Annotated in this window: 13 protein-coding genes; 12 read left to right on the top strand and 1 reads right to left on the bottom strand. The window is 68.2% G+C overall.

What is annotated here, in order from left to right; all coding sequences use genetic code 11:
• The first annotated feature begins 553 nt into the window (after positions 1 to 553).
• From coxB to QE399_RS01955, 6 genes are all read left to right on the top strand, one after another.
• Positions 554 to 1,723 carry a cytochrome c oxidase subunit II gene (gene coxB / locus QE399_RS01980; protein ID WP_309825673.1) on the top strand — a complete coding sequence of 390 codons (1,170 nt, stop codon included), beginning with the start codon at positions 554 to 556 and terminating at the stop codon, positions 1,721 to 1,723.
• A 38-nt stretch (positions 1,724 to 1,761) separates the two neighbouring features.
• Positions 1,762 to 3,393: a cytochrome c oxidase subunit I gene (ctaD, locus tag QE399_RS01975; protein ID WP_309825672.1), complete on the top strand. Its 1,632-nt coding sequence runs from the start codon at positions 1,762 to 1,764 to the stop codon at positions 3,391 to 3,393.
• Positions 3,394 to 3,406: 13 nt separating this feature from the next.
• Entirely contained in the window at positions 3,407 to 3,511 is a 105-nt protein-coding gene (locus QE399_RS01970) for a cytochrome oxidase small assembly protein (protein WP_309825671.1), read from the top strand.
• Between the two features lie 81 nt (positions 3,512 to 3,592).
• Positions 3,593 to 4,213: a cytochrome c oxidase assembly protein gene (locus QE399_RS01965; RefSeq protein ID WP_309825670.1), complete on the top strand. Its 621-nt coding sequence runs from the start codon at positions 3,593 to 3,595 to the stop codon at positions 4,211 to 4,213.
• Positions 4,210 to 4,437, top strand: coding sequence for a DUF2970 domain-containing protein (locus QE399_RS01960; RefSeq protein ID WP_309825669.1), 228 nt, complete (start codon positions 4,210 to 4,212; stop codon positions 4,435 to 4,437). Before QE399_RS01965 ends, QE399_RS01960 begins: the two co-directional genes overlap by 4 nt.
• A 68-nt stretch (positions 4,438 to 4,505) precedes the next feature.
• Entirely contained in the window at positions 4,506 to 5,387 is an 882-nt protein-coding gene (locus QE399_RS01955) for a cytochrome c oxidase subunit 3 (RefSeq protein WP_309825668.1), read from the top strand.
• Positions 5,388 to 5,600: 213 nt separating this feature from the next.
• Here the strand turns inward: QE399_RS01955 and QE399_RS01950 are convergent, their stop codons facing one another.
• Complete coding sequence (locus QE399_RS01950; RefSeq protein WP_309825667.1) at positions 5,601 to 5,822, bottom strand: twin transmembrane helix small protein; 222 nt, start codon at positions 5,820 to 5,822, stop codon at positions 5,601 to 5,603.
• A 75-nt stretch (positions 5,823 to 5,897) separates the two neighbouring features.
• Between QE399_RS01950 and QE399_RS01945 the strand changes: the two genes are divergently transcribed.
• From QE399_RS01945 to QE399_RS01920, 6 genes are all read left to right on the top strand, one after another.
• Positions 5,898 to 6,626, top strand: coding sequence for an SURF1 family protein (locus QE399_RS01945; protein ID WP_473094002.1), 729 nt, complete (start codon positions 5,898 to 5,900; stop codon positions 6,624 to 6,626).
• Positions 6,568 to 7,326 carry a hypothetical protein gene (locus tag QE399_RS01940; protein WP_309825665.1) on the top strand — a complete coding sequence of 253 codons (759 nt, stop codon included), beginning with the start codon at positions 6,568 to 6,570 and terminating at the stop codon, positions 7,324 to 7,326. The genes QE399_RS01945 and QE399_RS01940 overlap by 59 nt, the downstream gene beginning before the upstream one ends.
• The gene (locus tag QE399_RS01935) at positions 7,323 to 8,534 is read left to right on the top strand and encodes a COX15/CtaA family protein (RefSeq protein ID WP_309825664.1); all 1,212 of its coding nucleotides are present in this window, start codon (positions 7,323 to 7,325) and stop codon (positions 8,532 to 8,534) included. The genes QE399_RS01940 and QE399_RS01935 overlap by 4 nt, the downstream gene beginning before the upstream one ends.
• Positions 8,531 to 9,454, top strand: coding sequence for a heme o synthase (gene cyoE / locus QE399_RS01930; RefSeq protein WP_309825663.1), 924 nt, complete (start codon positions 8,531 to 8,533; stop codon positions 9,452 to 9,454). Before QE399_RS01935 ends, cyoE begins: the two co-directional genes overlap by 4 nt.
• A gap of 13 nt (positions 9,455 to 9,467) precedes the next feature.
• Complete coding sequence (locus QE399_RS01925; protein ID WP_309825662.1) at positions 9,468 to 10,079, top strand: SCO family protein; 612 nt, start codon at positions 9,468 to 9,470, stop codon at positions 10,077 to 10,079.
• A 443-nt stretch (positions 10,080 to 10,522) separates the two neighbouring features.
• A complete protein-coding gene (locus QE399_RS01920; protein WP_309825661.1) occupies positions 10,523 to 12,256 on the top strand; it encodes a putative bifunctional diguanylate cyclase/phosphodiesterase in 1,734 nt (577 codons plus the stop codon).
• Positions 12,257 to 12,266 lie beyond the last annotated feature (10 nt).

Below are 12,266 nucleotides of genomic sequence, written 5' to 3'. Positions count from 1 at the left end.
CGTGGTCTGAGCTGAAAGCGGGCCTTTCGGCAGGCATCACCGCTGCAAGCGTGGCGCATTGGCGACGCTGTCAATGACAAAAATCAAGGCTGGCTACAATGGGCGGTGACCGCAGGCCGGTGCCTCCCCTCCGCCCCGCCTGCGCGCCATCGATCCGTTCCACCGTTCCGTGCGCCTGTACCGGCCTGCCTGCACCCGTCGGCAGGCTTTTTTCCGTGCGCTCTCCGGAGCGCTACGCTGGCAGATTGCAGGGCTTGTGCGTATTGCAATAGTGCCCGAGGCCCGGCATGCTGCTTTCGCTGAAGAGAGTTCATGGCAGGGACTGTGCGTCCTGCGATGGATGGCGGAGACAACGGGCTGCACCGCAAGGTGCGGTCCGGTTTCGATGGAAGCCGGGTTCATGTGGAGCCCAGGGCGGTCCGGGGCGTGTGCGGCGTGTGCTGCCGCCGTCCTCCGGTCTGGCAATTGGAGTTCGCATGGCCTTGCGCGCAGCCTGACCCCACGCAGCTGCGCCAGGGATGGGTCAAATTGAGGCATAAGTTAAGTGAGAACTATGAAGAGCATTTCCAACAAGCTGGCTTCTCTGCTGCTGGTGGCTGGTGCATGGTGGGGCACCGCGGCCCATGCGGCGCGGGACCTTCCCGGCGGCCCCGCGGTCAACCAGCTGAACCTGGCCCCGCCCGTCACGCGCATTGCCGAGGAACAGCACTTCCTGCACTGGATGATGCTCATCATCTGCACGGTGATCTTCGTCGCCGTGTTCTCGGTGATGTTCTATTCCATCTGGAAGCACCGCAAATCCCAGGGCGCCAAGCCGGCCAACTTCCATGAGTCCGTCACCGTCGAGGTGATCTGGACCATCGTCCCCTTCATCATCGTGATCCTGATGGCCCTGCCCGCCACCAAGGTGCTGGTGGCGCAGAAGGACACCACGAATGCCGACCTCACCGTGAAGGTCACCGGCTACCAGTGGAAGTGGGGCTACGACTACATTACTGGCGAGGGTGAAGGCCTGGCCTACATCTCCACGCTAGATAGCAGCCACCGCCAGATGTCCGACAGCGGCAAGGTGGCCGACGCGCCGCCCGACTACCTGCTCAAGGTGGACAACCCACTCGTCGTGCCCGTGGGCAAGAAGGTGCGCGTGATCACCACCGCCAACGATGTGATCCACTCCTTCATGGTTCCGGCCTTCGGCATCAAGCAGGACGCGATCCCCGGATTCGTGCGCGACACCTGGTTTCGCGCCGACAAGGTGGGCGACTACTACGGCCAGTGCGCCGAGCTGTGCGGCAAGGAGCACGCCTACATGCCCATCCACGTGAAGGTCGTCTCCGCTGCCGACTACACCCAGTGGGTCGAGGCCGAGAAGAAGAAGGCCGCCGCCAAGCAGGACGACCCCAACAAGGTCTGGACGCTGGAGGCCCTGCTGCCGCGGGGCGAGAAGGTCTATGCCGCCAATTGCGCGGCCTGCCACCAGGCCAACGGCAAGGGCGCAGGCCCGATCAAGCCGCTGGACGGCTCGGCCATCGTCAAGGATGAAGACCATGCCAAGCAGCTCCAGATCCTGCTCAAGGGCGCCGCGGGCGGTGCCATGCCATCGTGGGCGCAGCTGAGCGACACCGACCTGGCCGCCGTGGCCACCTACACCAAGAACGCCTGGTCCAACAAGACCGGCCAGCTGGTGCAGCCTTCGGAAGTCGTGGCCCAGCGCGGCAAGTGAACCGGCGGTAGCCGTCCCAATGCATTGAGGAATCCAAGATGAGCGCAGTTCTCGACAACCACGGACATGCCGCCGGCCACCACGACGACCATGCCCACCACCACGGCCCCACGGGCTGGCGGCGCTGGGTGTTCGCCACCAACCACAAGGACATCGGCACGCTGTACCTGCTGTTCTCGTTCACCATGCTGATGATCGGCGGCGTGCTGGCGCTGCTGATCCGCGCCGAGCTGTTCCAGCCGGGCCTGCAGCTGGTGAACCCCGAGCTGTTCAACCAGCTGACCACCATGCACGGCCTGATCATGGTATTCGGCGCGATCATGCCGGCCTTCGTGGGCTTCGCGAACTGGATGATCCCGCTGCAGATCGGCGCGTCCGACATGGCCTTCGCGCGCATGAACAACTTCAGCTTCTGGCTGATGATTCCGGCGGCCATCATGCTGGTGTCGTCGTTCTTCATGCCGGGCGGCGCGCCCGCCGCGGGCTGGACGCTGTACGCGCCGCTCACGCTGCAGATGGGCCCGTCCATGGACGCCGGCATCTTCGCCATGCACATCCTGGGCGCCAGCTCCATCATGGGCTCGATCAACATCATCGTGACCATCCTGAACATGCGCGCGCCCGGCATGACGCTGATGAAGATGCCCATGTTCGTGTGGACCTGGCTCATCACCGCCTACCTGCTGATCGCCGTGATGCCCGTGCTGGCCGGCGCCATCACCATGACGCTGACCGACCGCCACTTCGGCACCAGCTTCTTCAACCCCGCCGGCGGCGGCGACCCGGTGATGTACCAGCACATCTTCTGGTTCTTCGGCCACCCCGAGGTCTACATCATGATCCTGCCGGCGTTCGGCATCATCAGCCAGATCGTGCCGGCCTTCAGCCGCAAGAAGCTCTTCGGCTACGCCTCCATGGTGTATGCCACCTCGTCCATCGCCATCCTGTCGTTCATCGTGTGGGCGCACCACATGTTCACCACGGGCATGCCGGTCACGGGCCAGCTGTTCTTCATGTACGCCACCATGCTGATCTCGGTGCCCACGGCGGTGAAGATCTTCAACTGGATCGCCACCATGTGGCGCGGCTCCATGACCTTCGAGACGCCCATGCTGTTCGCCGTGGGTTTCATCTTCGTGTTCACCATGGGCGGCTTCACGGGGCTGATCCTGTCGATGGCGCCCATCGACATCCAGCTGCAGGACACCTACTACGTGGTGGCCCATTTCCACTACGTGCTGGTGGCCGGCTCGCTGTTCTCGATGTTCGCGGCCTACTACTACTGGGCACCCAAGTGGACGGGCGTGATGTATTCCGAGCGCCGTGGCCAGATCCACTTCTGGGGCTCGCTGATCTTCTTCAACGTCACGTTCTTCCCGATGCACTTCCTGGGCCTGGCCGGCATGCCGCGCCGCTATGCCGACTACCCCATGCAGTTCGCCGACTTCAACATGCTGGCGTCGATCGGTGCGTTCGGCTTCGGTCTGATGCAGGTGTATTTCTTCCTCTGCGTCGTCGTGCCCGCGATGCGCGGTAAGGGCGAGAAGGCGCCGCAGCGTCCGTGGGAAGCTGCCGAGGGGCTGGAGTGGGAAGTGCCGTCGCCGGCGCCCTTCCACACGTATGAAGTGCCGCCCAAGCTCGACTCTTCCGCCACGCGCGTGATCGGCTGAACCGGAGCACCGCATGGCGACCCCCGAGCAGAAGAAGGCCAACCTGCGCATGGCGCTGATCCTCGCCTCCATCGCTGCAGCGTTTTTCATCGGTTTCCTGTTCCGCATGACACGGTGAAGCCATGAGCGCCGTGCTGCACCGTCCCGCCCCTCTGTCCCTCCCCGGGCAGGGCGCTGCTGTGCCGGGAGGGCCGACGGCATGAGCTTGCGCCGCGAGAACTTCCGCATGGTGGGCAAGCTGGCCGTGATCTCGGTCGGGATGTTCGCCTTCGGCTACGTGCTGATCCCGATCTACAAGCACATCTGCGAGATGACGGGCATCAACATCCTGTCGCTCTCCGAACGCCAGGTGCCGGGCAACGGCGTGGCCGGCAAGGACGTCAGGGTGCCGGCCAACACGCAGGTGGACACCAGCCGCACCATCACCGTGGAGTTCGATGCCAACGCACGCGGGCCGTGGGACTTCAAGCCGGCCCAGCGCTCCATCAAGGTGCATCCGGGCGAGCTGACCACGGTGATGTACGAGTTCCAGAACATCCAGAACCGCCGCATGGCCGCGCAGGCCATTCCCAGCTACGCGCCCCGCCAGGCGGCCGCGCACTTCAACAAGCTGGAGTGCTTCTGCTTCAACCAGTACACGCTGGAGCCGGGCGAGAAGCGCGAATGGCCCGTGGCCTTCGTCATCGATCCCAAGCTGTCCAAGGACGTGACGACGATCACGCTGTCCTATACCTTCTTCGAGGTGGGTGGCAAGACGCCCCCGGCGCCGGAGTCCACCGCCGCGCTGCCAGCGGCCGCCACGGCGGAGGCCGGCTCGTGAACGGGCCCGCCGGATCGTCGCAGCGCCCGCCTGCGCCGCAGCGCAAGGGCTCGCTGCTGCGCACCATCCGCGCGGTGGCGTGGTCCTTCATCGGGCTGCGCAAGGGGTCGGAGTACCGGCAGGACCTGGAGAAGATCAATCCCATCCACGTCGTCATCGTCGGCCTGCTGGCCGCGTTCCTGTTCGTGGCGGCGCTGATCGCGCTGGTGCGATGGATCGCATGACGCGCGCCGCCACCCCACCGATCGCACACAACAACCATTAGAGATTAGAGACTGAGGAGCAGAAAGCCATGAGCGCACCCACCCCTGGCACCACGCCTTACTACTACGTACCGGCCGAGTCGCGCCACCCCGTGATGGCGGCGGCGGGGCTGTTCTTCGTGATCCTGGGCGCAGGCCAATGGATCAACGGCCATGACTGGGGCAAGTATTCGCTGATCTTCGGCCTGGCCTGGTGGCTGTTCGTGCTGTACCAGTGGTTCCGCGATGCCGCGCGCGAGAGCGAGGGCGGCCTGTACGGACACAAGATCGACCTCTCGTACCGCTGGAGCATGAGCTGGTTTATCTTCTCTGAGGTGATGTTCTTCGGCGCCTTCTTCACCGCGCTGTGGTGGGCCCGCTCGCACTCGGTGCCGGCGCTGGGCAGCCTGGACAACGCGCTGCTGTGGCCCGACTTCAAGGCCGTGTGGCCCAGCGTGGCCGCCGGCATGACCGCGGCGCCGGCCGGCACCGTCGAGCCCTTCCAGACCGTCGGTCCCTTCTGGCTGCCCACCATCAACACCGCGCTGCTGCTCACCTCGGGCGTGACGCTCACCATCGCCCACCATGCGCTGCGCGAGAACCACCGCGGCAAGACCATCGCCTTCATGTGGGCGACGGTGCTGCTGGGCTTCGTCTTCCTGTGCGTGCAGGGCTACGAGTACTACCACCTCTACACCGACCTGAACCTCAAGCTCAACTCGGGGGTGTTCGGCTCCACCTTCTTCATGCTCACCGGCTTCCACGGCTTCCACGTGTTCCTGGGCATGCTGATGCTGCTGGTGATCACGCTGCGCCTGCACAAGGGGCACTTCACGGCCGACAAGCACTTCGGCTTCGAGGGGGCCGCCTGGTACTGGCACTTCGTGGACGTGGTCTGGCTGGGCCTGTACGTGCTGGTCTACTGGATGTGACACGCAGCGCTGCCCGCGCTCTTTGCAAAGGCGCCGCAGGGCGCTTTTGCTTTTTCATGGGCACACAGAAGCGCGCATCAAAAACAATAGCTGCTTGCGCAATCCCCAGGCCGAATGCAAGGCTCCAGAGCATCGAAGTGCCCAGCCATCAAGCGCATGCAGCTATGAATTTTGATAGCTGCCACGATGTGCCCGCCGCTGCGGGCCGCCGGCTCAGCGGGTGGCGGGCAGGCCGGTCGGCTGGATGTAGCCCAGCTTGTAGGCAGCCAGCAGGCACAGGAAGAGCACAATCGACAGCCCGACGCGCACGGCCAGGGCGCGCGCCATGTGGCCGCTGCGGGCCTTGTCGTTGCGGCCGGTGCGCATCATGAAGAAGAGCGCCGACCCCAGGCTGGCCAGGATCGCCAGGAAAGCCAGTGCCACTGCGTATTTCATGGAACCCATTATCCGGTGAACCCCGCCGCCTCGTCCTTCCGCTTCTGGCTCATCACCCTGGCCGCATTGGCCACGATGGCCGCCACGGCCTCGCTCGGGCGCTGGCAGCTCTCGCGTGCCGCGCAGAAAGAGGCGCTGCAGGCCGCCATCGACGCGCGCCAGGCGCTGCCGCCGGTGGAGGTCGCACAGCTGCGGTCGGCCGCGGCAACCCCTGCGCGCAACCCGGGCGCGGCCGCGCCCGAAGTGCAGGCCTTGCTGCACCGCCAGGCCCAGTTGCGCGGGCAGTGGGTGGGCAACGCGACCGTGTTCCTCGACAACCGCCAGATGCAGGGCCGCCCGGGCTTCTACGTGGTGACGCCGCTGCGGCTGGAGGGCTCGCAGGCCACCGTGCTGGTGCAGCGCGGCTGGGTGCCGCGCGACTTCCAGGACCGCACCCGGCTGCCCGACGTGCCCACGCCCGCCGGCCCGGTGCAGGTGGCGGGCCGGCTGGCGCCGGAGCCGTCGCGCCTGTATGCGCTGGGCGCTGCCGGGGCGGACGAAGGGGCTTCGCGCATCCGGCAGAATCTGGACCTCGGCGCCTATGCGGCCGAGACGGGGCTGGCGCTGCTGCCGCTGTCGGTGCTGCAGACCGGCGGCCCCGGCGACGGGCTGCAGCGGGACTGGCCCGTGATCGACAGCGGCGTCGACAAGCACTACGGCTACGCATTCCAATGGTTCGGGCTTTGCGGCCTGGTGGCAATCCTCTATGTCTGGTTCCAAATCGTCCGACGCTTCCTTCGCCCACGGCGCCAGCCATCCGCCTGAGGCGCACGGCGGAGAGCAGCCCCTGGGGCTGACCGTGCACAGCCTGCCCGGGGCGGACGACGCCCTGCAGTCGCTGCAGCGCTCGCGCAGCGGCCGGCTCAAGATGCTGGGCGTGCTGCTCATCTGCGCGGCGCCGGTGATCGCCTCGTACTTCACCTACTACGTGCTGCGGCCCGAGGGGCGGCGCAACTTCGGCGAGCTGATCGACCCGCAGCGCCCGCTGCCCGACGCGCTGCCCGTGACCGCTGCGCGCGATGGCGCCAGCGGCGTGCTCGGCCAGCTCAAGGGCCAGTGGCTGCTGGTGAGCGTGGCGCCGGGCGCCTGCGACGCCGCCTGCCGCAACCACCTGTACCTGCAGCGCCAGTTGCGCGAGAGCCTGGGCAAGGAGAAGGACCGCGTGGACTGGGTCTGGCTGGTGTCCGACAGCGCGCCCATCGCCCCCGACATCGCTCCCGGCCTGCAGCAGGCGACCGTGCTGCGTGCCGACGCCCAGGCCCTGGGCCGCTGGCTGGCGCCCGCCGCGGGCCACCAGCTGCAGGACCACCTCTACGTGGTCGATCCGCTCGGCCACTGGATGCTGCGCTTCCCGGCAGGGCTGGACCAGGCCGGCGCCGCCAAGGCCAAGCGCGATCTGGAGCGCCTGCTGCGCGCCTCGTCGTCCTGGGACCAGGCCGGCCGCCCGCAGGAGGCCCGGCCATGACCGACACGGCGCAGCCGCTGTACGACCTGGCGCCCCTGCTGCGCCTGATGCTGCTGGGCGTGGTGATCGCCCTGGGCCCGCTGCTCTGGGTGTGGCTGCGCAACCGGGGCAGCACGCCCGTGCGCCACCTGCAGGCGCTGACGGTGCTCACGCTCTTCCTCACCTTCGACCTGGTGATGTTCGGCGCCTTCACGCGGCTCACCGATTCCGGCCTGGGCTGCCCCGACTGGCCGGGCTGCTACGGCAACGCCAGCCCCGTGGGCGCGCGGGCCGAGATTTCCGCCGCGCAGGAGGCCATGCCCACCGGCCCTGTCACGCACGGCAAGGCCTGGGTGGAGATGATCCACCGCTACCTGGCCACCGGCGTGGGCGTGCTCATCATCGCTCTCACCGTCGGCGCCTGGCGGCAGCAGCGGGCGGCCCGCCGCGGCCAGGGCCCCGCGCCCGCGCTCAGCCCGTGGTGGCCCACCTTCACGCTGTTCTGGGTGTGCCTGCAGGGGGCGTTCGGGGCGCTCACCGTCACCATGAAGCTGTTTCCCGCCATAGTCACGCTGCACCTGATCGGCGGCATCGTGCTGCTGGCCCTTCTGTGCGTGCAGGCCGTGCGGCAGACGCTGTCGGCCCAGGCGCGGGCGCTCGTGGCGCTGCCAGGGGGGCTGCGCGCGCTGCTCTGGGCGACCACCGCGCTGGTCTCCGCGCAGATCGTGCTGGGCGGCTGGGTGAGCACTAACTACGCCGTGCTGGCCTGCACCACCTTTCCGGCCTGCCAGGGCAGCTGGTGGCCCGACATGGCGTTCGCCCAGGGCTTCCAGATCTGGCGGCCGCTGGGCCTGCTGCAGGACGGCAGCCACATCAGCTTTGCCGGGCTCACGGCCATCCACTACGTGCACCGCCTGGCGGCCTACGTGGTGATCGGGGCGCTGGCGCTGCTGGTCTGGCGCCTGCGGCGCGCCGGCGCGCTGCGCGACCCGGCCCGCTGGCTGGCCGGGCTGACGCTGCTGCAGTTCGCCACCGGGCTGTCCAATGTGGTGCTGGACTGGCCCCTGGTGGCCGCCGTGCTGCACACGGGCGGCGCCGCGGCCTTGATCGTGGTGCTGACCTGGGCCCTGGCGGCCAGCCGCCGCGGGCCGGTTACCGGCACGGCCGGGGTGGACAAGGTGCCGCACCCCCCACACGGCGGCGCCGAAGCGGCGAAAATCCCGGTATGAGTGCCGCTCCCGCCCCCGCGCCCATGCCTGCCGGCCTGCCGTACGCGATGCCGTCCAGGCTGTCCCAGTTCTACGCGCTGACCAAGCCCCGCGTGGTGCAGCTGATCGTCTTCTGCGCCTTCATCGGCATGGTGCTGGCCGTGCCCGGCCTGCCCACTGGCCCGCAGTGGGCGCACATGGCGCTGGCCTGCCTGGGCATCTGGCTGGTGGCGGGTGCCGCCGCGGCCTTCAACTGCCTGGTGGAGCAGGGTATCGACGCCAAGATGAAGCGCACCGCCTGGCGCCCCACGGCCAAGGGCGAGCTGTCCAACACGCAGACGCTGGCGTTTTCCGCCGCGCTGTGCCTGGCCGGCTCGGTGCTGCTGTACGTGTGGATCAACCCGCTGACCATGTGGCTCACCTTCGCCACCTTCGTGGGCTATGCCGTGGTCTACACCGTGATCCTCAAGCCGCTCACGCCGCAGAACATCGTGATCGGCGGGGCCTCGGGCGCCATGCCGCCGGTGCTGGGCTGGTCGTCCATGACGGGCGATGTGGGCCCCGAGGCACTGATCCTGTTCCTCATCATCTTCCTGTGGACGCCGCCGCACTTCTGGGCGCTGGCGCTGTACCGGGTCGAGGACTACCGCAAGTCCGGCCTGCCCATGCTGCCCGTCACCCATGGCAACGAGTTCACGCGGCTGCAGGTGTTCCTGTACACGCTGATCCTGTTCGCCGGCTGCCTCATGCCCTTCGTCTACGGCATGAGCTCGTGGATTTACCTGGCCGCTGCGGTCGTGCTGGGCGTGGGTTTCTGCGCCTACGGCTATGCGCTGTGGCGCGATTACTCCGATGCGCTGGCGCGCAAGACCTTCCGCTTCTCGCTGATCCACCTGAGCGCGCTGTTCGCCGCCTTGCTGGTGGACCACTACGTGTTTTGAACAGGTGCTCTCGATGGATAAACGCAACGCTCTTAAAAGAATAGCTGCAGGCGCTTTGCTGGCAAGCGCTGGAGGCCTTTTGGTGGCTTGCTCCAAGAAAGGCCCCGAGTTCAAGGGCGTGGACGTGACCGGCGCCGAGTACGCGCGCGACCTGCCGCTCACAGATCACAACGGCCAGCAGCGCAGCCTGAAGGACTTTGCCGGCAAGGTGGTGGTGGTGTTCTTCGGCTACACGCAATGCCCGGACGTGTGCCCCACCTCGATGGTGGAGCTGGCCGAGGTCAAGCGCTCGCTGGGCAAGGACGGCGACCGCCTGCAGGGCATCTTCGTTACCGTGGACCCGGAGCGCGACACGCCCGAGATCCTCAAGGCCTATATGGCCAACTTCGACCCGTCCTTCCTCGCTTTGCGCGGCACGCCCGAGCAGCTGGCCTCCGTGGCCAAGGACTTCAAGATCTACTACAAGAAGGTCGACGGCAAGACGCCCACCAGCTACACCATGGACCACTCCGCCGGCAGCTACGTGTACGACACGCAGGGCCGGCTGCGCGTCTACAACCGCTACGGCAGCGGCGCCCAGGCCCTGGCCTCGGACGTGCAGGCGCTGCTGAACGAGGCAGGCTGACGCCTGGCCGGCCAGGCCGGTGCAACGGGCCGCCGGACCGCCATAGCAGGGCGCCCTCCCGGCCGGCCGCGAAGGCAGCAGAACGGGCGTCCGGGCCAACGGTTCGCGCAAAGACACTCCTGCAGCGAGGCCGCCCCCCAGCGGCCGTGCCACGGCATCCCTGGCTGCTCCATCCCCGCCGGCCGGCACCGAAGTGCCCTGACCGTCACGTTGCCTCGCGATGCTCCGCCGTCCGGGGGATGCCAACCGGCCGGCGGCTCCCTACAGTGGTTGTATCGACCCTGGCGCCGTTTCGGCCGTGCCGGGCGCCCGGCCCGCCGCAGGGCCTCTTGCCTGGAGGACGTCCCATTCTTCCCACGGAACTGTTGCCTCCGTCCGCCCCGACGGGCGATGTGAACGCGGTGCTTCCCCCCGGCGGCGCCCTGGCCTGCACGCCCCCCCGCTTGACCGCGGTTACTGCACCGGTGTTGCCGCCCCCCGACCAGGACAGCCTGCTGGCCCAGGCCGCGCTGGAGGCCGCGCCGGACGGCATCCTCCTGGCCGACCGCCAGGGGCGCATCCTGGTGGCCAACCCGGCCATGGAAGCCATCTCCGGCTACACCCTGGCACAGTTGCGCGGGCAATCCATCGACATGCTGGTGCCGGCGGCGGTGCGCGGGCAGCACGCCGCGCAGATGCAAAGCTATCTCGACCACCCGAGCCGGCGTCCCATGGGCATGGGCCGCGATCTGTGGCTTTCGCGCCGGGACGGCTCGCAGGTGCCCGTGGACGTCGCGCTGGGTCATTCCGACGTGTGCGGCGGCACCGTGGTGGCTTTCGTGCGCGACATCTCCGACATGCGGCAGCTGGAAGCGCGCATGCACTACCAGGCCACGCACGACACGCTCACCGGCCTGCTCAACCGCTGGCAGTTCGGCCAGCGGCTGGAGCAGACCATCGCCGAGGCGCAGCGCGACGGCCAGCACTTCGCGCTGCTGCTGCTCGACCTGGACGACTTCAAGGCCATCAACGACGGCTACGGCCACGCCGCGGGCGACCAGGTGCTGCTGGAGGCCGCCCGCCGCCTGAAGGGCGCGCTGCGGCCGGGCGACACGCTGGCGCGGCTGGGGGGCGACGAGTTCACCGTGCTGCTGGCGCCGCTGGCCCACGCGCAGGAGGCTGAGCAGGTCGCCGCGCGCCTGCTGCAGGCGCTGTGCATGCCCTGCCAGATGCACGGCTTCGAGCTGAACTTCGGCGCCAGCATGGGCATTGCGCTCTTCCCCGGCGACGCCCGCGACGCGGTCACGCTGATGCGCTACGCCGACATGGCGATGTACCACGCCAAGCAACACGGCCGCGCGCGCTACGCGCTGTACGACCCGCTGATGGGCGAACGCATGGCCGAGAAGATCCGCCTGCACGAGCGGCTCAAGCTGGCCCTCGCCTATGGCGGCCTGGCGCTGCACTATCAGCCGCAGGTGGACATGGGCACGGGGCGCATGGTGTCCGTGGAGGCGCTGGTGCGCTGGAACGACCCCCAGCTGGGCGAGGTCTCGCCGGCGCGCTTCATTCCGGTGGCCGAGGCCACCGGCCTGATCCTGGCGCTGGGCGCGTGGGTGCTGGACACCGCCTGCCGCCAGACCGCCGCCTGGGCGCAGGCGGACATGCCGTTGCGCGTGGCGGTCAACCTGTCGGCCCAGCAGCTGCGCCAGGCCGACCTGGTGGACCAGGTGGCGCGCTGCCTGCACAGGCACGGCGTGCCGCCCGGGCTGCTGGAGGTGGAGGTGACCGAATCCGAAGCCATGGCCGACCCACAGCAGGCGCGCCAGGTGCTGATGAACCTGCAGGCGCTGGGCGTGGGCGTGACGCTGGACGACTTCGGCACCGGCTACTCATCGCTGGCCTATCTGCAGCACCTGCCGGTGACGCGCATCAAGATCGACCGCGAGTTCGTCCGCCCGGTCGTGCACAGCGCCAGCGACGCCACCCTGGTGCATGCCGTGATCGCCCTGGCGCACACGCTGGGCCTGAAGGTGGTGGCCGAGGGGGTGGAAACGCCCGAGCAGCTGCGCTTTCTGCAGCGCGAGGGCTGCGAGCTGTTCCAGGGCTGGCTGTTCTCCAAGGCCGTGCCGGCCGAGGACATCGCCCAGCTGTACGCCGCGCCCTGCCCGTCGGTCAACACGGCCGCGGCCGGCTGACCGGCGCACG

It is taken from the genome of Paracidovorax wautersii (assembly GCF_031453675.1).
Classification (GTDB): domain Bacteria; phylum Pseudomonadota; class Gammaproteobacteria; order Burkholderiales; family Burkholderiaceae_C; genus Paracidovorax.
Note: the sequence above shows the minus strand (reverse complement) of the source record. Positions and strands in the feature narration are given on the sequence as shown.